The 26,115-nt window shown below is 53.2% G+C and carries 23 protein-coding genes; 13 read left to right on the top strand and 10 right to left on the bottom strand.

Annotated features, from left to right (window positions below; all coding sequences use genetic code 11):
* Nucleotides 1-58: 58 nt before the first annotated feature.
* The 3 genes from KFE80_08805 to KFE80_08795 are packed head-to-tail and all read left to right on the top strand — an operon-like array spanning nucleotide 59 to nucleotide 2,103.
* Nucleotides 59-814, top strand: coding sequence for an SDR family oxidoreductase (locus KFE80_08805; protein UTW44493.1), 756 nt, complete (start codon nucleotides 59-61; stop codon nucleotides 812-814).
* 12 nt (nucleotides 815-826) lie between these two features.
* A complete protein-coding gene (locus KFE80_08800) occupies nucleotides 827-1,459 on the top strand; it encodes an HAD family hydrolase (protein ID UTW44492.1) in 633 nt (210 codons plus the stop codon).
* A complete protein-coding gene (locus tag KFE80_08795) occupies nucleotides 1,459-2,103 on the top strand; it encodes a YIP1 family protein (protein UTW44491.1) in 645 nt (214 codons plus the stop codon). Before KFE80_08800 ends, KFE80_08795 begins: the two co-directional genes overlap by 1 nt.
* Here the strand turns inward: KFE80_08795 and KFE80_08790 are convergent.
* The 4 genes from KFE80_08790 to KFE80_08775 all read right to left on the bottom strand — a co-directional run bounded on the left by KFE80_08790 (nucleotide 2,050) and on the right by KFE80_08775 (nucleotide 5,822).
* Nucleotides 2,050-3,576, bottom strand: coding sequence for an alanine:cation symporter family protein (locus KFE80_08790; protein ID UTW46682.1), 1,527 nt, complete (start codon nucleotides 3,574-3,576; stop codon nucleotides 2,050-2,052). The two genes, KFE80_08795 and KFE80_08790, sit on opposite strands and share 54 nt — an antisense overlap.
* Before the next feature lie 91 nt (nucleotides 3,577-3,667).
* The gene (locus tag KFE80_08785; protein ID UTW44490.1) at nucleotides 3,668-4,153 is read right to left on the bottom strand and encodes a hypothetical protein; all 486 of its coding nucleotides are present in this window, start codon (nucleotides 4,151-4,153) and stop codon (nucleotides 3,668-3,670) included.
* Nucleotides 4,154-4,195: 42 nt separating this feature from the next.
* Nucleotides 4,196-4,744 (bottom strand): FMN-binding protein, encoded by a 549-nt coding sequence (locus KFE80_08780; protein UTW44489.1) that lies wholly within the window; start codon nucleotides 4,742-4,744, stop codon nucleotides 4,196-4,198.
* A gap of 73 nt (nucleotides 4,745-4,817) precedes the next feature.
* The gene (locus tag KFE80_08775; GenBank protein ID UTW44488.1) at nucleotides 4,818-5,822 is read right to left on the bottom strand and encodes an outer membrane beta-barrel protein; all 1,005 of its coding nucleotides are present in this window, start codon (nucleotides 5,820-5,822) and stop codon (nucleotides 4,818-4,820) included.
* A gap of 180 nt (nucleotides 5,823-6,002) precedes the next feature.
* Here KFE80_08775 and KFE80_08770 point away from each other — a divergent pair, with 180 nt between their 5' ends.
* Nucleotides 6,003-8,126 (top strand): TonB-dependent receptor, encoded by a 2,124-nt coding sequence (locus KFE80_08770; GenBank protein ID UTW44487.1) that lies wholly within the window; start codon nucleotides 6,003-6,005, stop codon nucleotides 8,124-8,126.
* Between the two features lie 53 nt (nucleotides 8,127-8,179).
* Here KFE80_08770 and KFE80_08765 read toward each other — a convergent pair whose 3' ends face one another.
* Together KFE80_08765 and KFE80_08760 are read right to left on the bottom strand one after the other, a co-directional pair.
* Nucleotides 8,180-8,641: a DUF2059 domain-containing protein gene (locus KFE80_08765; GenBank protein ID UTW44486.1), complete on the bottom strand. Its 462-nt coding sequence runs from the start codon at nucleotides 8,639-8,641 to the stop codon at nucleotides 8,180-8,182.
* A gap of 57 nt (nucleotides 8,642-8,698) precedes the next feature.
* Nucleotides 8,699-9,685, bottom strand: a complete 987-nt coding sequence (locus KFE80_08760; protein ID UTW44485.1) for an adenosine kinase — start codon at nucleotides 9,683-9,685, stop codon at nucleotides 8,699-8,701.
* Between the two features lie 93 nt (nucleotides 9,686-9,778).
* Between KFE80_08760 and mrcB the strand changes: the two genes are divergently transcribed.
* The 9 genes from mrcB (at nucleotide 9,779) to KFE80_08715 (ending at nucleotide 21,743) form a co-directional block, all read left to right on the top strand.
* Entirely contained in the window at nucleotides 9,779-12,103 is a 2,325-nt protein-coding gene (gene mrcB, locus KFE80_08755) for a penicillin-binding protein 1B (protein UTW44484.1), read from the top strand.
* Between the two features lie 17 nt (nucleotides 12,104-12,120).
* Nucleotides 12,121-12,621 (top strand): hypothetical protein, encoded by a 501-nt coding sequence (locus tag KFE80_08750; GenBank protein ID UTW44483.1) that lies wholly within the window; start codon nucleotides 12,121-12,123, stop codon nucleotides 12,619-12,621.
* 60 nt (nucleotides 12,622-12,681) lie between these two features.
* On the top strand, nucleotides 12,682-15,045 hold the full coding sequence (locus KFE80_08745) for a DUF1631 family protein (GenBank protein ID UTW44482.1): 2,364 nt from the start codon (nucleotides 12,682-12,684) through the stop codon (nucleotides 15,043-15,045).
* Nucleotides 15,046-15,150: 105 nt separating this feature from the next.
* The gene (locus KFE80_08740; GenBank protein ID UTW44481.1) at nucleotides 15,151-17,199 is read left to right on the top strand and encodes a DUF1631 family protein; all 2,049 of its coding nucleotides are present in this window, start codon (nucleotides 15,151-15,153) and stop codon (nucleotides 17,197-17,199) included.
* A gap of 23 nt (nucleotides 17,200-17,222) precedes the next feature.
* The gene (locus KFE80_08735) at nucleotides 17,223-17,552 is read left to right on the top strand and encodes a PilZ domain-containing protein (protein UTW44480.1); all 330 of its coding nucleotides are present in this window, start codon (nucleotides 17,223-17,225) and stop codon (nucleotides 17,550-17,552) included.
* 159 nt (nucleotides 17,553-17,711) lie between these two features.
* Complete coding sequence (locus KFE80_08730; protein UTW44479.1) at nucleotides 17,712-19,991, top strand: DUF1631 domain-containing protein; 2,280 nt, start codon at nucleotides 17,712-17,714, stop codon at nucleotides 19,989-19,991.
* A gap of 40 nt (nucleotides 19,992-20,031) precedes the next feature.
* On the top strand, nucleotides 20,032-20,373 hold the full coding sequence (locus tag KFE80_08725; protein ID UTW44478.1) for a PilZ domain-containing protein: 342 nt from the start codon (nucleotides 20,032-20,034) through the stop codon (nucleotides 20,371-20,373).
* Nucleotides 20,374-20,495: 122 nt separating this feature from the next.
* Nucleotides 20,496-20,996 carry a hypothetical protein gene (locus tag KFE80_08720; protein UTW44477.1) on the top strand — a complete coding sequence of 167 codons (501 nt, stop codon included), beginning with the start codon at nucleotides 20,496-20,498 and terminating at the stop codon, nucleotides 20,994-20,996.
* 66 nt (nucleotides 20,997-21,062) lie between these two features.
* A complete protein-coding gene (locus KFE80_08715) occupies nucleotides 21,063-21,743 on the top strand; it encodes a hypothetical protein (GenBank protein UTW44476.1) in 681 nt (226 codons plus the stop codon).
* Nucleotides 21,744-21,775: 32 nt separating this feature from the next.
* Here KFE80_08715 and KFE80_08710 read toward each other — a convergent pair whose 3' ends face one another.
* From KFE80_08710 to hemL, 4 genes are all read right to left on the bottom strand, one after another.
* Nucleotides 21,776-22,819, bottom strand: a complete 1,044-nt coding sequence (locus KFE80_08710) for a class I SAM-dependent methyltransferase (protein ID UTW44475.1) — start codon at nucleotides 22,817-22,819, stop codon at nucleotides 21,776-21,778.
* Between the two features lie 140 nt (nucleotides 22,820-22,959).
* On the bottom strand, nucleotides 22,960-23,661 hold the full coding sequence (gene rsuA / locus KFE80_08705; GenBank protein UTW44474.1) for a 16S rRNA pseudouridine(516) synthase RsuA: 702 nt from the start codon (nucleotides 23,659-23,661) through the stop codon (nucleotides 22,960-22,962).
* A 43-nt stretch (nucleotides 23,662-23,704) separates the two neighbouring features.
* A complete protein-coding gene (hemB, locus tag KFE80_08700; GenBank protein ID UTW44473.1) occupies nucleotides 23,705-24,715 on the bottom strand; it encodes a porphobilinogen synthase in 1,011 nt (336 codons plus the stop codon).
* Between the two features lie 74 nt (nucleotides 24,716-24,789).
* The gene (hemL, locus tag KFE80_08695; GenBank protein ID UTW44472.1) at nucleotides 24,790-26,070 is read right to left on the bottom strand and encodes a glutamate-1-semialdehyde 2,1-aminomutase; all 1,281 of its coding nucleotides are present in this window, start codon (nucleotides 26,068-26,070) and stop codon (nucleotides 24,790-24,792) included.
* Nucleotides 26,071-26,115 lie beyond the last annotated feature (45 nt).

Genomic DNA, 26,115 nt, shown 5'->3' with positions numbered 1-26,115 from the left:
TGGGTGTCGCTTCGGTGTATTGTGCTTAAACAGGAAGTTTGGCTTTTAAGGGGTTGTAATGGCGATCACAAAACAGGTTGCCCTGGTGACGGGTGGTAGTCGAGGGATTGGTGCTGCAGTGGCTCGAAACTTGGCGAGTAAGGGCTACTCGGTTTGTATTAATTTCAAGAGCCAGCGTGCTCATGCTGAAAAGCTGCGCAATGAGCTTATGGATGATGGTTTTAACGCCATCACTGTTCAAGCAGATGTGTCCATAGAGGACGATGTTGTTCGGCTCTTTAACGCCGTAGACAACCAGTTGGGGCCAGTCACGGCGCTGGTGAATAATGCCGGCATACTGCTGCCCCAAATGCGTGTTGAGGATATGGACGCCCAGCGCATTAATCACGTTATTACCACTAATATCACCAGTCAATTTATCTGCGCCCGAGAGGCCATTAAACGCATTGCGTTTAAATACGGTGGCCGGGGCGGAGCCATTGTTAATGTGTCTTCTGGTGCAGCCCGTTTGGGTTCTCCTAACGAATACGTGGATTACGCTGCGTCAAAAGGCGCGGTGGATACCTTTACCAAAGGCTTGGCTTTGGAAATGGCTGAGCAAGGTGTCAGGGTAAATGGTGTCAGGCCAGGGTCTACCTATACCGACATGCACGCAGACGGTGGTGAGCCCGGCCGGGTGGAACGTGTTAAGCACAAAATCCCGTTAAAACGTGGAGCTCAGGTGGATGAAATTGCCAACGCTATCGGTTGGCTGTTATCTGAAGAAGCATCTTATGTGACGGGTACGATATTGGATGTCACTGGTGGTTTATAAATGCATTTGCTGATGTTTGATATCGACGGCACGCTGATTGAGTCGATGGATTTTGATTCTGCCTGTTATCTAGAGGCGGTTGAATCAGTGACTGGCTTAAAAATAGACAGTGATTGGTCTAACTACAGGCATGTCACGGATTCAGGAATTTTGCTGGAAGTTATAGAACGGTATTCGCTGGCATCTCGAAAACAACAAATTATGGCTGAAACCAAACAGCTCTTTATTGAAAAGGTTGCCTCTTATATCAATCAAAATGGCGTAGATCGTATTTCTGGCTCAGCCGAGTTCATTGATGAATTAAAAGGCAATCCGAAAGTTGTGACTGCTTTTGCAACCGGTGGCTGGCGAGAAACAGCGCAATTAAAACTGCGTTCTGCTGGTATCGAGTTTTCTGGTTCAGTGCTGTCTTCGTCGTCTGAACATAGTCAGCGAACTGAAATTATGAAGTTTGCCGAACGAAACAGTACGGGTAATCGCTATTCATCCATTACCTATTTTGGTGATGGTGACTGGGATAAAGTAGCCAGCCAGCAGTTGGGCTATCAATTTATTCGTATCGGCAAAGTTATCGATGGCGAAACCTGCTTTAAAGACTTTTCTGACAGCAAAGCAATACTCTCTGCAATAGGAGTAAGTAGTTGATGGATAATATTTATCAAAGCCCTGAGTCAGAGCTGATTGAGCAAAAAACACCGGAATATAAACCAACCGATTACAATCCGTGGCTCTCTATCTGGTTAAAACCCCATGCCACGATGCGACAGATCTTGGCAACCGATCCAAACAAGTCGGTTTTTATGTTGGTTATTCTGGGGGGCTTTGCCAATACATTTTCCAACGCCAACGAAGGGCAGATTCCCTACGGTTTTATCGGGCTGGTTATCACAGCCCTAATTGGTGGCGCTATTATTGGTTTTATTTTTTGGTTGTTGTACAGCAGTTTAATTAACATCACAGGTCGCTGGTTGGGTGGCCAGGGCAACTGGGAAGAGGTGCGTTGCGCGGTTGCCTGGGCTAATGTGCCGCTAATTTGGATGTTGGTGGTTGAAGTGCCGTTCTATCTCTTGTTTAACCAGCTCCCAACCCATAATGAGTACATTTACTATGGGTTGCTCTATGGCACTGCGCTAGTTCTTCTCGTAGTCAGTATTTGGTCCGTATTTACGTTTTGCCACTGCGTGGGTGAAGCTCACAAATTTTCTGCTTGGAAAGCGCTCGGATCAACATTGATTTCATTGGTGTTGATTTTGGGGCCTGTCATTGGGTTGATTTTGCTGTTCAGCTGAAACTTCATTTTTCCAAAAGCCTGCGTTTTCAATACCCAGTTTTTCCGGTAAAAATTCATAGTTTTTTATACCAGCGCTCTTTTGTTCTTCATAATCTCGCAGCGCCTTAATGGCGGGTCGGCCAATAAAAAAGATAATAATCATGGCGATAATGTTGACCCAGGCCATCAGCCCTACGCCAATGTCTCCAAGCCCCCAAGCCAGGTTGGCGGTTTTGACGGTTCCGTAAAACACCATTGCCATCAGGCCGATTTTTAGCGCTGTCATGGCGTGGGGTATTTTCAGTGTGCGCTCCATATAAGCCAGGTTGCTTTCCGCAATGTAGTAGTAGGCCAACAAAGTGGTAAAGGAAAAGAAAAACAGTGCTACGGCGACAAAGGAATTGCCCACACCGGGAGCCACACTTTCAATCGCCAATTGGGTAAACGCAGGGCTATTGGCTTCCACAGAGGCCGCCAGGTTTTGAACCAGAAAGCCACTTTGCTCTGTGCCCACATTGTAGGTGCCGGTAATCAAAATCATAAACGCTGTGGCGCTGCACACGAACAGGGTGTCTATGTACACGGAAAAGGCTTGTACCAGCCCCTGTTGAGCCGGGTGCTTTACCTCGGCGGCAGCGGCAGCGTGAGGGGCGGTGCCCTGGCCGGCTTCGTTGGAGTAAACCCCGCGTTTAACGCCCCAACCAATAGCGGCACCCACACCGGCCATGGGGTTCATGGCATCGCCCAAAATCAACGCAAACATAGCGGGAACCTGGTCGATGTGGATGGCGATAATGGTGCAAGCCGCAAGGATGTAAGCCAGTGCCATGAAGGGAACGGCAATCTGAGTAAAGTGAGCAATGCGCTTAACACCGCCAAACACAATAATGCCCAGCAGAGTGATGACGCCGAGACCGGTGAGTATTTTAGTGGTACTGAGTTGCCCCAGTACCGTATCTACCACAGCGCCGCTGCCCAGCGCCTGCTCCACCGCATTGCCGATGGCATTGGATTGCACTGTGGGTAATAAAAAGCCGCAAGCAATAATCGTGGCAATGGCAAATACCCAGGCGTACCATTTTTGCCCCATGGCTTTTTCGATATAGTAAGCAGGCCCGCCGCGGTATTGGCCGTTGTGTACTTCTTTATAAATTTGCGCCAGTGTGGCTTCTACAAACGCTGTGGCGGCCCCTAAAAATGCTACTACCCACATCCAGAACACAGCACCCGGCCCACCAAAACCGATGGCCGCCGCAACCCCGGCGATATTGCCAGTGCCCACGCGCCCAGACAGTGACATGGTCAACGCCTGGAACGAAGAAATGCCCCGTGCGGAATCTTTGTTGTTAAGCAGCAGGCGGGTCATTTCCCGAAACTGGCGAACCTGCACGAAGCGAGTGGCGATGGAATAGAACAGGCCTGCAGCGAGAAACAGGCCAATAAATGCAGGGCTCCAGATAATACTGTTCAGGTCATTGACGATGTTTTGCATAGTGGCGGGCACGGATTTTTAGGATTTTGTCCGTCGAGCATAGGCAAAGACGCAGCCAATGCCAAGGTTGGCTTATGGGGGCTAGTGCGCTTTATGCAGAGTGCTGCTGCGAATTGGGCTTGATAGGTGCACTCATTCCCAGCCGTTTGCGGCGCGCACGGCGGATGTGAGCCCATAAAATGACTGGTAGTAGCAGGCCGATCGCTGCGTGAATGTTGGCAATCCAGCCGCGGATATCTTCATTGGCCAGGTAGTAGAGCAACCAGGCGCTGATCGCCATCAGTGCGGTGAGTATGGCAATCGCCAGCCCCATAGGGTGTTGTTTTTTCAGGGGCCAGGTATTGGCCACATGCCCAACATAAAGAGCACCCAATAGCATCAGCATGATAAAGGCAGCGCCACCGTGCAGTTGCAATATCGGGAATTGCAGGGGGTGTCGCTCCGGGCCAAAGTCACCGTCGATGCGTACCCAGCGGCTGAGAATAAAAAAGCCAATGCCACTGCACCAGCTAATGCTCAGCGCAGCGTACAACGTGTGGCGCCAGGGTTTGGCGATTCTGACCCGTATGCCTGCCATGATAATTCCAGTGGGTGACGGAGCTTGATTGCTGGTGCTGCGCTAGAGGTCGCGCAGTACCAGCTGCCAGGTGTGTGTCAGGCGGTTAATGCCATCGGTGAGGTGGCGGCAAGAGAGAGTCGCCCCGGAAATGTTTTGAATGTCCCGTCGCAATTTCAATTTTTCAGGTGTGGTGCCGGTGGGGGTTTTTGCCCCGGGCTTCCAGTTGCTGAACTGGGCACGCCATTTGGGATTGCGGACTTCGTGGCCGTAGGTCTCCCGGTAGGTAAGTACTTCGATGCCGCGCACAGAACCGTCCGCATTGAGGCCTACGGCGAGGTCGATATTCTCGTGCTTGCCAATCACCTGGTCGAGAATAAACCAGCCACCATCAGCGGTTTTCCAACCGTGTATGTCCAGGTTGCGCACTCGCACAGAGCTGGCTTTGCGAATCGCTTTGGCCTGCTGTTTGGTCAGTGTTACCGGGGCTTCGGTCAGTGCTTCATCCCCCCAGATGATGGCTTTGGCTTCGTCGATGGTAAGGAAGGTTTCGGCTTGCACTGCAGTGCTTAATAGCAACAAAGAGGCAAAAGCGAAAACAAGGTGTTTCATGGTTGTTCCCTTTGGAATTATGGGGCGTCACCCCCGCGCAGGCGGGGATGACGTAGAACATTAAATACGGAACTTAAAACTGACGAGCCAAGGTCAAACCAACGTGTACTTTTTCGTGCTCGTCCAGATTGCGGCCACCGCGGTTAAAGGACGCGAAAGAACCGCCGCCTTTGAACTGCCACAGAGCACCCAGAGTGGCCCACCAGTTTTGTGTGCCGTAGTGCACGCTGGGGCCAATGTAGGAGCCGTACTGGTGGCGGCTGCCGATGCGGAAGTCACCAATGTCGAAGTTGGTGCGCTCCAAATCTGGGTCAAATTCGCCATCTACCAATGGGTTGAGGAAGTCAGACTGCTGACGCCATTCCAGGCCAACATACCATTTGGGGGCAACCCGGTAGGAAATGCCAACGCTCAGGTCGTAAGCAAATTCCTCTTCCAGCACACTGCCTTCGGCGCCGGCTACGTAACCTGGGTTTTTGCGGCGCTCAAATTCCAGCTTGGTGTTGAGTACCACCGCCAGAGTGTCGTCCAGGAAATTCTTTTGCAGCAGGATATTGCCCACGTAAGAGTTTTGGTTGATGTCGGCACCGTCCAGACGGTAGACATCGCGGCGCTCAAAGGCCAGGCCCACGGTCAGGCCAATGGGGTCAGCATAAGGGCTGAGAATGTTGTACTTGGCGCCAATTTCGTAACCGGCAAACTGGGTGTCGTTAAAGCGGCCAGGCTCAACGGTCAGTACGCCTTCTTCGTTACATTCTTCCTCGCTGTTGCCCTGAGTTTCAAACACCGGGCCGATGCAGTCCACCACACTGTAGTTGTGGTCAAAAAACATCAGTTCGGCGCTAAGGGTCAGGCGGTCAGTCAGGCCGTATTCAAATTCCGGGCGGATGTCGTTAAAGGTGTAGTCGCCAGAATCTTTGCCTTCGCGGAAAATGGTATTGAGCTTTATTTCGTACTTGCCTTCCGGCAGGGTATCGGTGCCTTTTGCGTAAACCCACAGGCTTTCGTCTGCGGCGGCCAATGGGCTGAGCAGCGTGCATGCAGAAAGAGTGGCAATAGCCAGAGAGCGATTGTTCATGGTGTCGTCCATTTATTAAGAAGGTAAAAATGCAAAGCAATGTTAAGGGGTGTGAATAGTATTCATATTGATAATCATTATCAATAGTTTTATTATTTGCTTTTGATCTCCATCAATAAAACTACCGGCATATTTCACTAGCGGTTTTTCCTTTACCGTTTCAATTTATACAATCACCCCATGATGATTCGCTGTACCTCGATAATTTGCGCTTTGTGCCTGTTCGCGCCCACGGTTTATGCAACCAGTTCTACAGACTCGGTATTGGAAGAGGTGGTGGTTACGGTCACTCGCAGTGGCGAGCCGGCTCACCAGAAGCCCTACGCGTTGCAAGTGGTTGATGGTCAGCAACTGGCCGATAACTTTGTGCGTAACCTGCCGGAGGCGTTGCGCCAGGTGCCCGGGGTAACAGTGCAAAAAACCGCCAATGGCCAAGGGTCGCCATTTATTCGTGGTTTTACCGGGTATCGCACCTTGGCGCTGATTGATGGTGTGCGTTACAACAATTCTGTGTACCGGGATGGCCCCAACGAATACTTTTCGTTGATTGACTTCGCCAGCCTCGATCGCCTGGAAGTGCTTAACGGCCCTAGCTCTACCGCCTATGGCAGCGATGCCATTGGTGGCGCCCTCAACCTGTTTACCCGTAACGCCGGCGCTTCTGGCCAACCTCAAGGGGAATGGTTTGTCTCTGGCCGTCAGACTTACCGGTTTTCTCAAGGGGAAGACAGCCATGTGGGGCGCTCGGAATTGGCGTTGGGTCGCGGCGGCCAGTGGGGTTTGTTGTTGGGCTATACCGGTAAGAACTTTGGTGATGTCGAGGCGGCGGAGCTGGGAACCTTGCCGCGCACAGGTTACGACGAATCCGCCTACGATGCCCGTTTCGACACAGAGCTCAGCGACCGCTGGACGTTGACGGCGGTGTATCAGGGATTGCAGCAGGACGATGTCTGGCGCACTCATTCCACCGTGTTTTCTCGCTCTTTTGCGGGTACCGAAACGGGCTCTGACTTGCGCCGTTTAAAGGATCAGCGCCGCTATCTCAACTACTTGCGTGTGTCTGGCAAAGATCTGGACGGAGTTGTGGATCGCGCGCTGATTACATTATCCCAGCAGGGCTGGGCAGAAGATGGTGAGCGGGTGCGCGGTAACGGTCAGGCCTTGCAAGAAAGTTTTGATTCGAAAATGAGTGGCTTGGAAGTGCAGTTAACCAGCAACCTGTGGTTTGGTGATTTGCAGTACGGCGTGGATTTCTACCGCGATCGTGTGGACAGCGCGCGTACCGACTTTAATCCGGACGGCAGCGTTCGCCAGGTTCGCATTCAAGGCCCGGTGGGCGATGATTCCCGTTACGATCTGGCGGGCATTTACCTGCAGACAACGGTTCCGTTGACGGATAACACCTCCGCAACCCTGGGTAGTCGTTACTCGTATACGGCGGCACGGGTGGGGCGTTTTGAAGACCCAGCCAGTGGTGAGCCGGCCTCTTTTGAAAACCGCTGGAGCGCCTTGGTGAATTCACTGCGCCTGAGCCATCAGCTGGATATTCACAGTAGTGCCGAGTGGGTGCTATGGGGTGGCCTTAGTCAGTCTTTTCGAGCACCCAATATCGCCGATTTAAGCCGCTTTGGTGGTAGCCGCAGTAACGAGATTGAAGTTGCCGCCACCGAATTAGATGCCGAGCATTTTTTAACCGGCGAGCTGGGCCTGAAAGTTGAACACACCAATGCTCAGTTTGCAGCGGTTCTTTATCACACCGACATTTCAGATTTTGTCGCCAGCACACCCACGGGTCGTATCGTCGACGGCCAGGTGGAGGTCAGTAAACGGAACAGTGCAGGCGGCTTTGTTCGCGGAGCTGAAGTTAGCGCTCGCTGGCAACTTGCCGGTGGTTTTTCTGTAGATGCCAATATCACCTGGTTGCAGGGGGAATTGGATCAGGCGCTAACCCTGGGTGCTACCAACACCAGCCGAGAACCATTGAGCCGCATTACGCCCCTAACCACCAATTTTGGTGTGCGTTTGGACAGCCGTGATGCCCGTTATTGGCTGTCGGCTAACGCTACTATCGCCGCTACTGCCGACCGGCTCAGCAGTGGTGATCGGGGCGATACCCAGCGTATTCCGCCAGGGGGAACTCCGGGCTATACCTTGGTGAATTTGCAGGCGGGTATGGTGCTCAGTGAGTACGTCAACCTCACTCTTGGCTTGGGTAATGTGTTTGACGAAGCTTACCGCAGTCATGGCTCCGGCAGTAACGAACCGGGGCGAGGGATGCGCTTTGGGGTGGAGTTGACGTTCTAAAAAAATAAGGCTGCCGTTGGCAGCCTTAGAATCTGTAAATGCCAGCTGGGTTATTACTGCTGGGTTTGGCCCTCGGCCATTTTTTCCCGAATCATCTGCTGTAATTTGTGGGCATTCTGTTGCACTTTGGCCTGCCCCAGCTGTGCACCCTGTGCCATCAGTTGTGGTAGCAGGTGCAGGGATTTTTGGCCAGTTGGGGTTTTGTAGAAGTCGATCAGATCCTGCAACTCATCGGCGGTAAATGCCTCCGCATAAATGGCAACCATTTCCGGTTTCAGGCTGGCGTAGCTCAGGTGTTCTGACAGGAACTTGATCATAATATCTTTGAACTGCGCCAAGGCCGGGTTTTGTTGAATCTGCAGGTTGAGCATTTGCTCCACAGACTCACCCATCATTTTGTCCATATCCATCATCGCTAGCAATTCATCCGCTGCATCCAGTTGGGCTTGGCTTGCAGCGAAAGACAGCTGAGCGCTAAACAGCAGGCTAGTGAACGTAATTAACAGTTTTTTCATGGCCGATCCTTGAAAGTTGAATGATTGCGCAACCCTACTACAGGTTGGGCACTGGTGCTATTGCAACAGCGCTTTGTGTTGCTCTGCCCGCAACCTCGGCCCGTATTGGCTCACCACTTGGCCTGCGGCACGGCAGGCAAAGGCGCCGGCGCGGGAGTATTCCCAGCCCTGGCTTAGGCCATACAGAAAAGCTCCGGCAAACATGTCACCTGCGCCATTGGTATCCACCGCCTCTACGGTTGTGCCTTCAACTTTGTGTAACTCGCTGCCGTCGTAAACCAGTGCACCGTCTGCCCCCAGGGTAACTGCGAAACAGTCTGCGCTCTGTTTTAGCTGCTCGCAGGCATCTTCGATGTTGTCGCTGCCGGTCCAGCCCAGGGCTTCGTCCTTGTTGGCAAACAGCAGGTGAACCCGCTCGCCGATCATTTCCTGCAAGCCCTCTTTAAAGAATTGCACCATGCCTGGGTCGGATAGGCTGATGGCGGTTTTTACTCCGGCCTTTTCAGCAATCTGGCGAGCGGTTACTGCGGCTGGGCGGCCGCTTTCGGAGGTGACCAGATAACCTTCGATGTACAGGTATTCAGAGTTAGCAATGGCGTCGGCGTTGAGATTGTCGGCGCTGATGGATTCACTGATGCCCAGGTACGTATTCATGCTGCGTTCTGCGTCTGGGGTAATCAGCACCAGGCATTTACCGGTGGTGCCGCTGGGCAGGGAGCCATTGCGATGGTGGGTAACACCGGCGTCGGCCAGGTCTTGCAGGTAGAATTCGCCGTTGTCGTCATCGGCGACTTTACACGCATAGCAGGCGTTGGCGCCAAAGTAGCTGGCGGCAATCACGGTGTTGGCGGCTGAGCCGCCGCTGGCACGCCGGGAGGTGATCAGGTGGTCGCTCAAGTGATCGATCAGCGCCTGTTGGCGGCTTTCATCCACCAGGGTCATCAGGCCCTTCTCCACACCCAGGGTGTTCAGGTCGCTGTCTTGTACTTCAATTTCCGTGTCTACCAGGGCGGCACCAAGGCCGTAAAGGTGATATTTTGCCATATCTCCACAATTCTCTGTGTTAGTCGATGAGTAAGCCCGCTATTATCCGTGCTGTAAAAATTGCTGCAACATACTGATCAAACGAGCACATCCTTGGCGAAACGAAAAAACACCATTAAGCGCAAATCTTCCCGCCGTAAAACCCCAAAAAAGAGCGGTTTTTGGCCATCCCTGTGGCGATTTGCCGGCAAGGCCACTCTCTGGTTTTTGGTATTGCTGATTCCATTGACCATCGTGCTCGACTTTATGGTGCGTGCCAAGTTTGAAGGCAGTAAATGGTCGCTGCCCGCACATGTTTACAGCCGTGCCCTGGATTTATACGAAGGCTTAGCGCTGACCCCAGAGCAATTGGTTTGGGAGCTGGATAAGCTGGGTTATCGCGCCGTTGGTTGGGTGGCGGAACCCGGCCAGTATCGCCGTCGCGGAGATCGAGTAGAGTTTTACACTCGGGGGTTTCGCTTCTGGGATAACGACGAACAGTCTCAGCGCCTGAACGTGCGTTTTGCCAGTAATCAAGTATCGGCTCTGTCCGCCGCCGGGCAAACGGTGCCGGTGGCTCGGTTGGAGCCGTTGCGCATCGGCGGTATTTTCCCTGAGCATTTGGAAGACCGCGAGTTGGTGCGCCTGGAGTCGTTACCACCCTATCTGATCGATGGCTTGCTGGCGGTGGAAGACCAAAACTTTGACCAGCACCATGGGGTTTCTCTGCGTGGCATTGCCCGCGCTTTTTTGGCCAATGTAAAAGCCGGGGAACTGGCCCAGGGCGGCAGTACGATTACCCAGCAGCTGGTTAAGAACTTCTACCTCAGCAACGATCGAACTTTGTGGCGCAAGCTAATGGAAATCCCCATGGCATTGCTGCTGGAACTTCACTATGGCAAGGCCGAGATCCTTGAAGCCTACATCAACGAAGTGTATCTGGGGCAGGCGGGCAGGCGCGGTATTCACGGCTTTGGTCTGGCCAGCCGCCATTACTTTCGTCAGCCGGTCAGCGAGCTGGATTTGCATCAAGTGGCATTGTTGGTTGCGCTGGTAAAAGGTGCGTCCTATTACGACCCGTGGCGCAATCCGCAGCGCGCCACTCAGCGCCGTAACCTGGTGCTCGACGTGATGGCCAATCAACAGCTGATTGATAAAGTCACTGCCAGCGCTGCCAAGCGCAAACCGCTGGGTGTGGTGGCCAAACGGGGGACGGCGTTCAACGATTACCCGGCCTATCTGGACTTGGTGAAACGTCAGTTGCGTCGCGATTACAGCGCCGACGACTTGCGCCGCGAAGGGCTGCGTATTTTCACCAACTTCGACCCACAGGCTCAACGTCGGTTGGAAAAAAGCATTACCAATCGGCTGAACAATCTGGAACAGGGTTATCGAGTCACAAAAGGCCAATTGCAGGCCGGTGCCGTTGTGGCGCGGGTAGGTTCTGGTGAAGTGTTGGCGGTGGCAGGCAGTCGTCAGCCACGTTACGCGGGTTTTAATCGTGCTCTGGACGCCAAACGCCCAGTGGGTTCTACCATCAAACCGGCGGTTTACCTGACGGCGTTGCAGCAGGGCTACAACTTGGCAACTCTGGTTCCCGACCGAGAATTTGAAATTACCACTGACGACGGTACCCAGTGGCGGCCGCGCAACTTTAACCGCCAGAGTCATGGTGATGTGCCGCTTTATCAGGCGCTGGGTCACTCCTATAACCTGGCAACCGCGCAGCTGGGGCTGGAGCTTGGTGTGGACGCGGTGGCGCGCACTGTTGAGCAATTGGGGCTTGAGCGAGACGTCCATCAGGTGCCCGCCATGTTGCTGGGGGCGACCACCATGTCGCCGATGGAGGTGGCTGGTATTTATCACACCATCGCCGCTGACGGATTTTATACGCCGCTGCGGGCGATTCGGGCGATTTACAATGCGGATAACCAACCTTTGCGCCGCTACCCCTATCAGGTGGAACAGCGCTTCCCGGCGGAGACGGTGCACCTGTTGCAGTACGCCATGCAGGTGGTGGTACGGGAAGGAACGGGCAAGGGCGTCTACCGCCAGTTGCCGCAGCAGTTGGCGTTGGCGGGCAAAACCGGTACTTCCAATGATCAACGGGACAGCTGGTTTGCGGGCTTTACTGGCAATTACCTCAGTGTGGTTTGGTTAGGGCGAGACGATAACGGCAAAATGCCGCTCACCGGAGCCACTGGTGCCCTGAGGGTGTGGGGCGATATTATGAAAGGCATGGACAATCAATCCCTGGCGTTTCAAAAGCCGGATCAGGTGAACTATTTGTGGGTAGACCCTCAAGGGCGCCTCAGCGGAGAGCGTTGTCGCGATGCTCGCTACCTGCCGTTTGTGGACGGCACAGAGCCCCGACAGAAAGGCCCTTGTTATGACAGCGGTCGCTCGGTGGTGGATTGGTTTAAACGATTATTTGATTAACGAGTACTGAGCAGTATATGAATTTACCAAAAAATGGGTTGCGTGCCTGCCTGCCACTCACGGTGCTGTTGTTGAGCGCCTGTGTGAACCCCTATCGTGCACCCATCAGTAATGCTCCGGTAACGCTACCACCGTCTAATGGCCCCCACAGAGGCTCACCACCGCCATTGCCACCGGTAGAGTCCAGCCAACCGGAAATAGCTCCACCGGTAGTCATTGCACCCACAGAGGGGCGTGCCAGCAGTGCTTCGCAAGCGGTGAGCAATCTGCTCCAGGAGGGATGGGCGCTGTACAACCAGGAGCGTTTTGACGCTTCTATCAGTGTGGCTGAACGTGGCCTGCGCATTGACCGCCGTCGGGCCGAGCTTTATCGGTTGCTTTCCCGCAACTATCTGGCCACACTGCAACTGCAACAGGCGGAACAACTTGCTCGCCAGGGGTTGGCAATTAGCTCGGCAAGCGCTTCGGAACGTGCGGCATTGCAAGGGCTGCTCCGGGAAATCCAAGCGGCTTACTAACAGGCCCCATAAAAACGTTATAATCCTGGTGACTGAGCAGTCAGAGAAGGGGAGACTCTGGTGTCACAGAGTGCATTGAAACTCAAACGCAGGGGGTTAAAGGCCGCACAGGATGCGGTGCTTGATTTTGCCCGCAAGAACTTGCCAGAGTTTTTTATTCGGTTGTTGGACGAACTGATCGACCATACCGAGCAAGGCGCTTTTGTCGGCTCCAAACACGAATACTTCTACGCCGGCTCAAAAATCAAAGACTCTGCGGATGCCATTACCGGTACCTTTGTTGAGCATTTTAAAACCACCTTCAAGCAGTTTGGCGCTCGCCAACTGGAAGAGCTGGATACACTGCTCGACAAGGAACAGGAAGCCACCCTTGCCCTGATCGAAGAAGAAGATCTGGAAGAACGAGTTACCCTTACTACCATTAAACAGCGTGCTGAAGGGCGTTTTCGCGATGCCTTGTGGGCGCTGAACCAGCGCATCTCCGTACTGAACGACGGTATCCCGGTAGATGAACAGCTGAATCCTCTGGCGCCTGGGCGCTTCTGCCTGGCGCTGCGCGACAGCTTGCGCCAAATTGATATTTCCGTTGGCACTCGTCTTGAAGTGTATCGAGTGTTCGACCGTTTGGTAATGGATCGCCTGGGACGAATTTATCAGCAAGCCAATGATGAGCTTGCCCAATTGCACGTGCTGCCGAATCTGCGCCACTCGGTGGTGAAAGCACCGGAGCGCGGTGGCTTTAGTGGCGGTGCTATGCCCACAGGGCAAATGCCGGAACAGAGTGAGGCGAGTGATGGTTGGCTGGCTGGCACCGCCCATCCACAAATGCCGCCTTATCCTGGAGTGCCGGTACAACCCACCTATCACGGCCAGTTGTTTGCCAATATTTCTGCTTTACAAGATCGAGTGCAACTGGCTCCAGATGAAAGTGGGCGACTGACATCTGATGGCCACATAGCTGTGGTACCACAGGTAACCTTTGGCGGAGGTGTTGGTGGTGGTCATATAGGGCTCAGTGGCCTGCCTGTCATGAGTTACTCCACCACAGATTTCGGTCAAGCCTTGCATAATTTGCAGCAAAAAGACCTCCAGATCGCCCAACAGGTTTTCAGTAGTGAAGGCGTAGAACTTGCTCCGCGATCGGAAGCACCTGTTGCGAGAAGTATTGTAGGCCAGCTCAAGGAATTGCTGGGGCATGATAAGCACGAAGAGTCTGATATCAAGGTTGCCGACCAGAAAACCATCGATCTGGTGGGCATGGTATTCCGCTATATGCTCAATGATCCGGTGGTGCCGGATGGTGTTAAAACCCTGCTTAGTTATTTGCACATGCCGTTTTTGAAAGTGGCTTGTGCGGATCTCGAGTTGTTTGAAAAATCGGATCACCCGGCACGTCAACTGCTCAATCGCTTGGCAGAAGCTGGCACCCGCTGGACCGGTGAAGGCAAGAAAGACAAAAACAATGTCTATGGTCGTATTAAAGAAGTGGTAGAGCGCCTGCTGGAGTACACCGGCAGTGACAGCAAGCCATTCGATGATGAGTTGGTGGCCTTTAACCAGTTCCTCAAGCGCCTGGAAGCCAAAGCGGAACTGATGGAAAAACGCATGGCCGAGCAGGCAGAGGGGGAAACCCGCCTGCGCAAAGCCAAAGATCAGGTGCGCATCAAGGTCAAGGAAATGATCGATCAGCGCGAGCTGCCCTCGCCAATACTGATTTTTTTATTGCAGCCCTGGACTGACTATCTGGTGTTTTTACTGGTGCGTCACGGCGGCAGCTCCCAAGAGGTTAAATTGGGCTTTAAGGTGATTCGCGATCTGCTCAAAGGGCTCGATACGGAAGGCGATGAGCGCAAGATAAAACGCTGGCGAAATGCCGAGCCGGCACTTCAGCAACGCATTGAACAGGGCTTTGATGCCATAGGGTACGATGACAACAGTCGCAAGGAATTGATCGCGGACATGGAACAAGTGTTTGAAAAAGCGCTGCAGAAAAAACGGGTAAGGCCAGCCAGCAAAAAAGAGAAAAAGCGCCTGGTCGACCAGTACGAAGAGGATATGTTTAACCTGTTCCAGCAGCAAAACCAGTTGTCAGAAGGTGAAAAGCAATACCTTGACCAGCTTCAGGATGTGACCTTTGGCACCTGGTTTGAAGGCCCGGATGGCAAGCGCGAAAAAGTGTCCTGGTTTAACCTCGATACCATGCAGTTCCTGTTTGTGGACCACCGAGGTCATCGCACCGGACTGCGTTCTGGTATAGAGCTGGCACAAATGATGGCAGCGGGGGAAATGCAAGTGATCGAAGTGGATGATCGCCCGCTGATCGATCGCTCTCTGGAGCAAATTTACGCGGATCTGTGTGGTGCCCAGGATCAGCTGCAGGGCGGTGCCGAAGATGAACAGGAAGTGGAAGAAAAAACTGGTTGATATTTAAAGCCATTAGCGGATACAAAAGAACCTAAGCGAATAAATAAGAAGCCTTTAGGGGATAAAACGCTTAATTGGATAAACTTTTCTTGGAATAAGAAAGCAGTGGACCATTTGCCGACCAATACCGCCAACTCCAACAGCCCCGCTGAAAGCGGCTTGGCAGTATTGCGGATATTGGCCAGCCAGAGGCCGCGAGAGCTATTTAGTGGCTTTCAGGAACAGCTGTTACGGCAATTGTTACAGGGAATCGCTCAGGCAGAGCCGCAGCGGCGAGCCACTTTGCAGCGTGTGCACAGCTCGTTAAGCAAGCAGTCTAATCAACTGGTGCAGGATATGTTTCACTACCTGCATGGTGTGCTGCGGCAGTTTGCCGACAATACCCTGGCGAGCAGTGAAGCGGCATTTCGGCCACAGAACTCTCTCAGTCTACAAAGCCCCGAATTGCTGGAAGAGCAATCCCTGATTACCTCACTTCGCCAGCGTGCCGATGGCCGTTATCAATTTTTGCTATGGCCACTGAGCAAGCAATTGGCGCAAATTTCTGGTGGTGTGGCCGATCCCGACCTCAACCCGCTTGGCCCGGTGCGCTTTTGTTTGGCATTGCGCCATGCTCTGGACAAAGCTCAGGTTGGCCTGCCAGTAAAAAAAATCATTTACCGATTATTTGATGAAGGCGTGCTTGCTAACCTTGAGCCGTTTTACCAACAGCTCACCGAGGCCCTGCAGGTGGTGGGTATTGAGCCGCGCAATGGCTTCGACGTGGTGCGGGCGCCGTTCTACCAAAAAGTATCTGAGCCAGAGGTTGTTGCCCACCCAGTGGAAAGGTCGCACGGCGAACCCATTGACTCGGATGCGCCAGCCGAACCTGTTAATGGCGTCAGCCACAGCCCGGATGAACTGCTGCAACAGCTCACTACGTTACTCGGTAATGGCCAGGTGGCGCTGCGCGACGAACACCGACAAACCATTGAACAGGTAGACCGGGTGATGGCGGAGTTTTCCCGCAATAATCGCCTGGGCGACGAGGTTAAAGCGCTGTTCAGCTTGTTGCATATGCCTCTGCTCAAAGTGGCATTGGCGGAGCCGGGTCAATTTCAGCGCCCCGACTACCCAGCCCGTCAGATGTTGGTGGAAATGGTGGAAGCCGCCACCGACTGGCTGCAAGGTGATAAACGGGAGGTGGCGGTTTTCCATCAGATTCGCGCCGCCGTAGAACGTTTGCTTGGCAACCCGGCAGTGAATGCCAATGCCTTTGCCGAAGAACTGCAAGGTTTTAGGGGCTGTGTGGCGCAATTGCGTCGCAAACAACGTCAACAGGCGAAGCGCACCAGTGGTCGCAATGCATCCCGAGGCGAATCGGTGGCAGCGGCACTGCGCAGGCGCATCGGCAAACAAGCCTTGCCCGAATCCATCAGCGCCCTGCTTTATGGCCATTGGACGGACTACCTGAAGTCACTGGCCACTGAGCTGGGCAGCGACTGCCACCGCAACAGCCGCTGGCAAGATGGCCTTAGTGTGGTGGATGATCTGTTGTGGGGTTTGCAAATCGACCCTCAAAACCGCAGCGAAAGCCAACGTTGGCGCCAGAACTATCTATGGCTGGAAGCGGTACTGGCCAGCGGCCTGGATCACTTACAGCTGGACAGTAGTCAATGTCAGCAACTGTTGGCCCAGGTGCGCAGGGAATACACGCCTCTGCTGGAAAGTGGTCGCGCCAGGCCCGCTGCCCAGGTGGCCACTATGCCGCAAACGGCAGAAACGGTAGGCGATACAGAGGCGCCAGAGGATGCCGCCGAACCGGCTCTTAGTGCTGAGCAGTGGCTGGAGCGTCTGGATAGTCTAGAAACTGGCAGTTGGCTGCGTTTTTCCAGTGGTCGCCGTGAGCAGTTGGTGCGCTGTAATCAACGCATTGGTCAATTTGAGTTTGGCCAGCCTGGCAGTGATAAGTCGAATATCCGCACTGGAGCGGATTTGGCCCGCCTGCTGGCTGAGGGAATTGCGGTGGTTGAGCCCGCGGCCAAGATCGATGTCGCGGAACCCTCCGCCCCTCAGAAGCCGAAGGCGAAACGGAAACGGCGTGCGGAGCCGCCAGAACACGAACAAAAAGTTGCCGCTAATAGCATTCGTGGTATTGCGTATATTTCCAAATAAACAGGTTGTAAACGGTATTGTTGATGAGCCAGGAAAATGACCAACGTCGCTACCATCGCCACGAAGTTAGCGGTGAAGTCATCGGTTTTTTGCAACAAAGTGAGACAAAAGTCGGCAAGTTGCTGAATGTCCACCGGGAAGGCCTGCTGTTGGAATGCCCTCAGGCATTGATGCCAGAGCAAATTTACAAACTGCGTTTTACCATGACGGGCAGTGGCGTCACCATGCCCTGGATTGAGCTGCAGGCCAAATGCCTGTGGGTGGCCAAAGAGGCTGAGCAGTTTCGTTGCGGCTGCCTGATTGTGGATATAGAACGGGAAGCGTTGGCTGTTCTCAGGCAACTCGATCTGTGAGTTGGTCGATATCTGTACACGGTGTGGTACGTTAGTCTGCACACCATGTCCGGCCAATAAGCTATGCTGTTAACAACAGGGCTGACGTATGGAGTGGGTCTGATTTCGCCAGCCCGCCGTTGGTTAAAAAACATAGAGCCGTAAGGCCAAATTACAACAATGCAAACTCAACAAATAACAAGCAAAGGGGTGGATGTCGCGCTGGGGGTGGTTCGCCAACAGTCCATCGAGTTGCTGGATAAATACTTTGCCAAATTGCTGGACGAGTTAATCGAGTGCTCTCAAAGCAGCACCTTTATTGGCAGCCAGCACGAGTATTTCTATGCCCGCGCCAAAATCAGCCAGGCGCGCAAGGAAATTGCCAAGCGATTTGTCGATTATCTGGAAACCACCTTTCAGCAGTTTTCCAACAAAACCCTGGTCAGTGCGGATGAGCTGTTGGGGGCCGGAAACCCGAGCTTGTCGTTGGTGGAAGACGAGGCCCTGGAAGAACGAGTGATCCTAACCACCATTCGCCAACGGGCAGAATCCCGCTACAGCGATGCCATGTGGGCCCTGAACCGACGTTTTTCCCTGCTCAATAATGGCCGTGAGGTTACGGATCAAACCAACCCTTTGGCACCTTGCCGATTCTGTTTTGCCCTCAAACAGGGCATGCAGAGCATTGATGTATCCACCGCCGCCAAAGCGGAGATATACCGCATGTTCGAGCGGGTGTTTGTGGACCACGTGGGTCGTATTTACGAACAGGTTAACAAGGCTTTAACCGACCTTGGTGTACTGCCCAATTTGCGCCACGAAGTGGTTAAAGCCCGCGAGGGCGGTGCCGGCTCGGTAGCCCCTGGCTCACCGCCTCCTGCCCCGGGCGCTGCACCACGGCCGGTGTCACAACCGGTACCGGCTGCCGCACCGGAAGCCCCTTCCGGCTGGTTGGGTGGCGGTGGCCGTACCGCCAACCTGAATTACCACCAGCAGGTGTACCAGGATATTTCCTCGTTACAGGATCAGCTGGCAGGCGTGCCGGTGGGTGGTGCGGCTCCTGCAGGCGCAGCGGCAGCCCCGGGCATTGCTGTCGGTGGTGTTAACTACAGCGTTGGCGACCTGACCGCGGCGATTAATCAGATTCAGATGGCGGATTGGGAAAGCGCTCAGCAAATCCCCAGCAAGCCCGCTACCGGGGAAAATTTGCAGCCCCGCTTGATTGCTCAGGTAACAGAACTGTTGCTGCATCACCTGACCAAGCTGCTTGGTAGCGAGGAAGAGCCGGCCTTTAAAGCACCGGATCGAAAAACCATTGATCTGGTAGGCATGATTTTCGAATATATGCTCAACGACGACCAGCTTCCGGATTCTGTCAAGGCGCTACTCAGCTACCTGCACACTCCCTTCCTCAAGTTGGCATTTGCCGACAGCGACTTTTTTGAACAAAACGAACACCCAGCTCGGCAACTGCTCAACCGCCTGGCTGAAGCGGGCACCCGCTGGGTAAATCGCGATGGCAGCAGTGAATACGGCGTTTATGGCCGCATTCGTGAAGCGGTGGAACGGCTGCTTAAAGACGTGAGCGAAGACGCTCGTCCATTTACCGAAGAGCTGTTGTCGTTCAATACCTTTATTAAACGAGTGGAGCTGAAAATCACCACCCGCGAAAAGCGCGCCACCGAGCAAGCCAAAGGCGAAGATCGCATGCAGGAAGTCAAAGACCAGGTGCACGCCACCGTGCAGCAGGCCATTGGCAAACGCGACTTACCCAGCGCTATTTTGATGTTCCTGCTGCAGCCTTGGTCCGATTACATGGCCTTTGTGTTGCTGCGCTTTGGCGATGAAGCAGAGCAGTGGCAGGAAGCCCAAGACGTGATCGACGACCTGCTCTGGGGGCTGGCTCTCGGAGAAGACGCAGAACAAAAACGCAAATGGAAAGAACACTACCCGCAACTGGAAGCTGCCATTGCCAAAGGCTTTGACTGCATCGGTTACGATGAAGGCCGTCGCCGCAAAATGACCTCGGCGATGGACTATGTGTACGAACTGTACCTGCAGGGCCTGGCAGCACGCCCTGCACCGGCAGAAGTGCGCAAAAAACTCACTGACAGTAACGAACGGGGCAAAACCCCAGAGCAACAAACCGCTGACCTCAATGACGCCGAACGCCAGCACATCAATGTGCTGGAAAAGATATCCTTTGGTACCTGGTTTGATATGGGCGACGGCAAGCGGGAAAAGGTGGTGTGGTACAACCTGCGCACCATGCAATTCTTGTTTGTTAACCAAAGTGGCCACCGTACCGGCATGCGCACAGGAGAAGAACTGGCGCGCTTAATGGAAGCAGGCACCATTCATATTGTGGACAGTGAAGAAGACAAACCGCTGATGGATCGCACTCTGGAACAGATACGCGCCGACCTCAGCGCCAGTGCCAAACAGGCCAGCGTCGGTTAATTTCGATAATAAACACTTACAACGCATTAAGACGACAACTATGAGCACTGATCAAAACCAAAACCCTGAACGCCGCCGCCTGGAACGCCACGAAGTCAATGGCCAGGTAGATGCGCTCGACCGCATAACCGGGCAAACTATTGGCCGCCTGGTGGATATCCACAGTGAAGGCCTGATGCTGATTACCAGCAGTGCGGTGGAGGTGGGTAACATCTACCAACTCAGCCTGAAAAAAGACGGTAATATCTGGCTGGACGTGGGTGTTGACTGCTTGTGGAAAAACCCCGCTAACGGCGAAGATCGCTACTGGGCTGGGTTCCGGGTGATTGATGCCACTGACGACGCATTGGCCGAATTGGAAAATTTGGGGATGGACGTTTAACCTTACTCCGTCATTGCGAGCGCAGCGAAGCAATCTCTTTATTGTTTCTTCCTCGCTCTCCCTTTAGAACAGAATACCATCACCCCTGCGCCGTCGGGGGTTCAAAAAACAAGGACGTTTCTATGACCATCCTGAATTCTATTTTTTCCATCTGTGCCGAATGGCGTGTTTTTCCAAAACGTTTTTGGGTGCTTAGCATATGTGTGCTTTTTGTCGGTTGTTCCGATAACAGCAACCGTGAGAAAAATTACGCGGAAGCCAGAGTGAAAATCAAACAAGGCAGCCACGATATAGAAATGGTGGCAATCGTGGAACGCTATAAAGATTTTGAGTGCAAACCAGACAGGATATATCTCAAACTGATCGAAATGTGCAACGGCCTGGACAATTGCACCACCTTAAAGTACGAATGCAAAAATCAGTTAAATAAACGATATTCCAAAATGTTTGCTAAAAACCCGACCACCAGCAAATACCTCCATATGAAGTATAAAAGCAATGGCCTAAATGGTGTGGCGATCTTCTGGGGTCTGACAGCCGACGAATCTAAACAGGTTTGTCAGACGACCAGGCAGCAAGTGCTGAATAAAGGTGGTCGCGAGATTGAGGCGGTTTGTATTTAATTGTGTGGATGAGTGAAAGTGGTATTGCACTTATGTTAATACTTTTCAAGTAACAAGGATGTATCCATGAAAATTCTCAGAACTGTTAATGCTAACTTATTTGCTAAAGAAAATAAGCTCGGTCCAATTAGTTACGTATATCAAAATTTTGAAGGTCTTTTGTACAGTTGCGTGAGAACAATCGTTATAAGTTTTTTATTATTGACTCTAATTTTTTTGTCTGGGTGTTCAGAAAAAAAGTTAGTCGCATCATCAGACCCAGAGCTTCATGTAATAGGTGTGTATGAAGGAACAGATCCTGATGATGACGGAAGACCTTGGTGGGCAAAGTGTGAGACAGAAGATAAATTAGATTGTCACAGGGAGATGGTTCAGGGAAAGAGAGAACGTGGTGGGGAAATAACTGTGAATGTCTCGATAGTAGATAGCCCTATCGTTTTGGCATTGAGTGCTTATGACAAGACCAAGTGGATAGTTAACTATGAGGACGGTGTGAAAATACAGAAGCTGATATTAAGTGGTTATCACGAGCAGACGGTTAGTGGACTAAGTGAAGATGTTTCAATAGAAGTCTATACCCATGACAGCTCATACTGTAAAAACTGTTATCAGGGTAAAGGTTATTTTTATTCTTATAAGTCTGTTCCAAAAGAGCTTCAGACGCTGACAGGGCTAAAGCCAGTATCGTTTCAGGGAAAGTACACTGGTAAAGAGTTTGCGGTTTTTCATGGAATGCCTAGCGAGTAAAGTAAGATAATGAAAAGATAAGAGGCAATACTTTAGCTTACTACCACCAATTTAAAACTCCGATTTTCCGCAACCACTTCCACAGAATTAAATATCTTTTCAGCCTTCTGTGGTAACGGCACAAAGCTATTTACAACAAACAGTGCTTTCCCACTACGGCGCAGCACACGTTTAGTGGTGGTGAGGAATTTATCGGTCAGTCGCCCATCAGTAGCAAAGCCCTGATGAAAGGGCGGATTGCAAAGCACAATATTAAAACGTTCTTCTATATTGATGCCAGCATCGCCCGCAATTACCTCGCCGTTAATTCCCGATTCTTCAAAGTTTCTTTTACAAGCAGCTAGTGCGGCGGCGTTGTTGTCGGTAGCGACGGTGCGGGAAAACCCATAACGTTGTGCGCAGGCGGTGATGTAACCGTAACCGCAACCCAAATCTAACAGGCTGGCGTTTTCTGGCAGGTGCTTTAAAAATTGCGGTAAATGTTCTACCAAAAATGCGCTGCCGCGGTCGACCTTCTCCCAGCCGAAAACGCCAGGTTTGCTGAAAAGGGTTGTGTCGTCGATCTGAATGGTTGGGCGAAGTTGGGTGTAGTTCTTGTCATCCAATTTGCTGCTAAAGTCATTGGATTCTTTGCGAATATAAACTGTGTAATTGTTGCCGTTCTTTTCGATATGTGGAGCGACTTGAAAGTAGCTGCCCGCTTTTTTTGCGTAGGTTTTTATGCCATCGTTTTTTTCGCCGCCGAGAATCAATTCACCGCCCTGTGCCAGCAGGTCGAATGCAGAGTTAATCAGGTGGTGTACCACGGGCTTTTCTTTGGAGATGCGATAAACGATTTTTTCAAAATGGCCTATTTGAAAAATGCTGGTATCAAAGTCATTGAAATGAGTGCTCAGCCCTGCGGCTTGTGCCTGTTGCCAGATGTCGTAGCGATTGGTGAGCAGCCTAATGTTAGTGTTGCTGTTAGCAAGGGCTGCAAATGGGGCGTCCGGTAGATTTTCGTCGACGATAAGTAATGCTGGGCCGTTGGTTTGGCAGAGTTCGTTGAGTAGTTGTTGAAAGTTTGGGTTGGTCATGTTTTATCGTCATTCCCACGAAGGTGGGAATCTATAAGTTCTGTGGTTGATGGATTCCCGCCTGCGCAAGTATGACGAGGGCACAGCATGTGCGACGAGATTGCCACGGCCTACGGCCTCGCAATGACGAGGGCGCGTTGTTAGTAAATGCTGTTTATTTCTTTATCAGTCAATGGTCGGTATTCCCCGGGTTCCATATCACTATCCAGCACTATCTCGCCAATGCGCTCCCGGTGCAAGCCAATGACCCGGTTGCCCATGGCGGCGAACATCCGTTTTACCTGGTGGTACTTGCCCTCGCTGATAGTGAGTTTGGCATTGGTAACGGAAAGCATTTCCAATTGCGCGGGCAGGGTGCGGCGCTTTTCGTTATTGAGCCACACGCCTTCGGTGAACTTCGCCGTTACCTTTTCCGTGTTTTGTAGCGGTTCCGCCAGCGTCACAAGATAGGTTTTACTGCACTGGCTTTTGGGTGAGGTCAGCGCGTGGTTCCACTGGCCGTCGTCGGTGATCAGCAGCAGGCCGGTGGTATCGATATCCAGGCGGCCGGCAATTTGCAGTTGTTCACTGCGGGGTTCATCCACCAGCAGGTCGATGGCGGTGGGGTGTTCGCTGTCTTTGGTAACCGACACGTAGCCTGCTGGTTTGTAGAGCATAAAATAACGCGGCCCCGGCTGGCTGACGTCAGTGCCGTGTAGGGTAACTCCACTGTTTTCATCAACCGGCTGTGCGGGGCTGCTGGCGGTCACTCCGCTTACGATCACTTCCCCCGCCTTGATTAGCTTTTTAATATCGGCGCGGGAGTAGTCGGTAGCGTTGGCGAGGTATTTGTCGAGGCGCATGTCCTATCTCGTCACCTCCGCCTGCGCGGGGATGACGGTTTACTCAACTGTTCAATAACTCTGCGGCATCCTTGGCAAAGTAGGTCAGAATGCCATCGGCACCGGCCCGCTTAAAGGCCAGCAGGGACTCCATCATCACTGCGTCTTTGTCCAGCCAGCCGTTTTGTACGGCTGCCATATGCATAGCGTATTCACCGCTGACCTGATAGACGAAAGTGGGGGCGCCCAGTTCATCTTTTACCCGGCGCACCACATCCAGATAGGGCATGCCCGGTTTTACCATAATCATATCGGCGCCTTCTGACAGGTCGAGGGCGCATTCGTGCAGGGCTTCGTCGCTGTTGGCCGGATCCATCTGGTAGCTGTATTTATTGCCCCCCTGGATATTGCCGGACGAGCCCACTGCATCGCGGAAGGGGCCGTAGTAGCTGCTGGCGTACTTGGCGGAGTAAGCCATGATTTTGGTGTTTACGTGGCCGCATTCTTCCAACATGGCGCGGATATCGCCAATGCGGCCGTCCATCATATCGGAAGGGGCAACCATATCCGCGCCCGCTTCGGCGTGGGACAGGGCCTGGGCAATCAGTGCTTCTACGGTGGTGTCGTTCAGCACATAGCCACTGTCATCAATGATGCCGTCCTGGCCATGGGTGGTGAATGGGTCCAGGGCCACATCGGTCATCACGCCCATTTCCGGCACCGCGTCTTTCAGGGCTTTCACAGCCCGCTGGGCGATGCCATTGGGGTTCCACGCTTCTTCGGCGTTTTCCGATTTATGCGCTTGCGGAGTGACTGGGAACAGCGCCATGGCAGGAATGCCCAACCCCGCCAGGTGCTTGGCTTCCTGTATCAAAAGGTCGATGCTCAGGCGCTCAACACCGGGCATGGAGGTAATGGCTTCTCGCTGGTTGTCGCCATCCAGCACAAACACCGGGTAGATCAGGTCGTCTGGCGTGACGCGGTTTTCCCGTACCAGTCGGCGCACAAAATCGGCGCTGCGGTTGCGACGCATGCGAGTGGTGGGGAAGTGGCGCGGAGTGATTTGACGGGCCATGGTTAATCCTTCTGGTGGTGTGTACGATGAAGCGCCCGTCATTCCCGCCTTCGCGGGCATGACGACATATTAAATCACAGCTCAGCAAATACTTTCTCTGCCGCATCTAGGGTAAATTGAACATCGTCATCCCCAATGGCAGCAGACATAAAGCCCGCTTCGTAGCTGGCGGGGGCCAGGTACACGCCCTGTTGCAGCATGCCGTGGAAGAATTTATTAAAGCGCTCGGTATCGCAGGCCATCACTTGTTGGTAGTTACTCACTGTATCTGCATCGGTAAAGAAAAAGCCGAACATGGTGCCGATGTGGTTGGTGGTAAAGGGAATACTGGCGGCTGCCGCCCGCTCCCTCATTCCCGCAACCAGTGTGTCGGTGCGGGCAAACAACGGGCCGTGGAAGTCCTGCTGGCCCACCAGTTCCAAGGTTGCCAGGCCTGCGGCCATAGCGACCGGGTTGCCGGACAATGTGCCTGCCTGGTACACCGGGCCTAATGGCGCAATGTATTCCATGATTTCCCGCTTGCCACCAAAGGCGCCTACTGGCATGCCGCCACCGATGACTTTGCCCAGGGTAATCAGGTCGGCGTCGATGTTGTAGTGGCCGCTGGCACCGGTACGGCTGACGCGGAAGCCGGTCATCACTTCGTCAATAATCAGTACGGTACCGCTGGCGGTGCATTGCTCGCGCAGAGTTTCCAGGAATCCAGGCACCGGTGGAATGCAGCTCATATTGCCCGCTACTGGTTCCAGAATGACACAGGCTACTTGCTCACCCAGTTCCGCAAAGGCGGCTTTCAGGCCGTCGATATCGTTGTAGGTAAGGGTAATGGTGTGTTCCGCCAGTGCCGCTGGTACTCCGGGGGAGGTGGGTACACCCATGGTAAGGGCACCGGAGCCGGCTTTGATTAACAGGGAGTCGGAGTGGCCGTGGTAGCAGCCTTCAAACTTGATTATTTTGTCGCGGCCAGTGTAGCCACGAGCCAGGCGGATGGCACTCATGGTGGCTTCGGTGCCGGAATTGACCATGCGCACCATATCCATGCCCGGTACCAGTTCGCAGACCTTGTCCGCCAATTGGGTTTCCAGCTCGGTGGGGGCGCCAAAGGTCAGGCCTTTGTCCAGCTGCTGGCGAATGGCGTCCAGCACCTGTGGGTGGCCGTGGCCGAGAATCATTGGCCCCCAGGATTGCACGTAGTCGACGTAGCGGTTGCCATCGGCGTCGTACAGGTAGGCTCCGTCGGCGCGCTCAAAGAAAACCGGGGTGCCGCCCACAGCGCGAAAGGCACGAACTGGGGAGTTAACTCCGCCGGGTATGTGTTTTTGGGCGGCGTCGAACAGTTGTTGGGAGCGTTGCATGACAATCCTTCTGGCTAATGGTGGAAAGGCAAGGATTATCGCAAC

It is taken from the genome of bacterium SCSIO 12696 (assembly GCA_024397955.1).
In the GTDB taxonomy this organism is placed as follows: Bacteria; Pseudomonadota; Gammaproteobacteria; order Pseudomonadales; family Porticoccaceae; genus SCSIO-12696.
The sequence above is the reverse complement of the archived record's forward strand: the minus strand, read 5'-3'. Positions and strand labels throughout refer to the sequence as shown.

Excerpts from the sequence above, each read along its gene's own strand:
- KFE80_08750 (UTW44483.1), top strand. The coding sequence starts at position 12,121 with ATGAATTTACCAAAAAATGGGTTGCGTGCCTGCCTGCCACTCACGGTG.
- KFE80_08770 (UTW44487.1), top strand. The coding sequence starts at position 6,003 with ATGATGATTCGCTGTACCTCGATAATTTGCGCTTTGTGCCTGTTCGCG.
- hemL (UTW44472.1), bottom strand. The coding sequence starts at position 26,070 with ATGCAACGCTCCCAACAACTGTTCGACGCCGCCCAAAAACACATACCC.
- KFE80_08760 (UTW44485.1), bottom strand. The coding sequence starts at position 9,685 with ATGGCAAAATATCACCTTTACGGCCTTGGTGCCGCCCTGGTAGACACG.
- KFE80_08805 (UTW44493.1), top strand. The coding sequence starts at position 59 with ATGGCGATCACAAAACAGGTTGCCCTGGTGACGGGTGGTAGTCGAGGG.
- KFE80_08785 (UTW44490.1), bottom strand. The coding sequence starts at position 4,153 with ATGGCAGGCATACGGGTCAGAATCGCCAAACCCTGGCGCCACACGTTG.
- KFE80_08775 (UTW44488.1), bottom strand. The coding sequence starts at position 5,822 with ATGAACAATCGCTCTCTGGCTATTGCCACTCTTTCTGCATGCACGCTG.
- KFE80_08735 (UTW44480.1), top strand. The coding sequence starts at position 17,223 with ATGAGCCAGGAAAATGACCAACGTCGCTACCATCGCCACGAAGTTAGC.
- KFE80_08730 (UTW44479.1), top strand. The coding sequence starts at position 17,712 with ATGCAAACTCAACAAATAACAAGCAAAGGGGTGGATGTCGCGCTGGGG.
- KFE80_08780 (UTW44489.1), bottom strand. The coding sequence starts at position 4,744 with ATGAAACACCTTGTTTTCGCTTTTGCCTCTTTGTTGCTATTAAGCACT.
- KFE80_08715 (UTW44476.1), top strand. The coding sequence starts at position 21,063 with ATGAAAATTCTCAGAACTGTTAATGCTAACTTATTTGCTAAAGAAAAT.
- hemB (UTW44473.1), bottom strand. The coding sequence starts at position 24,715 with ATGGCCCGTCAAATCACTCCGCGCCACTTCCCCACCACTCGCATGCGT.
- KFE80_08795 (UTW44491.1), top strand. The coding sequence starts at position 1,459 with ATGGATAATATTTATCAAAGCCCTGAGTCAGAGCTGATTGAGCAAAAA.
- KFE80_08720 (UTW44477.1), top strand. The coding sequence starts at position 20,496 with ATGACCATCCTGAATTCTATTTTTTCCATCTGTGCCGAATGGCGTGTT.
- rsuA (UTW44474.1), bottom strand. The coding sequence starts at position 23,661 with ATGCGCCTCGACAAATACCTCGCCAACGCTACCGACTACTCCCGCGCC.
- KFE80_08710 (UTW44475.1), bottom strand. The coding sequence starts at position 22,819 with ATGACCAACCCAAACTTTCAACAACTACTCAACGAACTCTGCCAAACC.
- KFE80_08765 (UTW44486.1), bottom strand. The coding sequence starts at position 8,641 with ATGAAAAAACTGTTAATTACGTTCACTAGCCTGCTGTTTAGCGCTCAG.
- KFE80_08790 (UTW46682.1), bottom strand. The coding sequence starts at position 3,576 with ATGCAAAACATCGTCAATGACCTGAACAGTATTATCTGGAGCCCTGCA.
- KFE80_08725 (UTW44478.1), top strand. The coding sequence starts at position 20,032 with ATGAGCACTGATCAAAACCAAAACCCTGAACGCCGCCGCCTGGAACGC.
- KFE80_08800 (UTW44492.1), top strand. The coding sequence starts at position 827 with ATGTTTGATATCGACGGCACGCTGATTGAGTCGATGGATTTTGATTCT.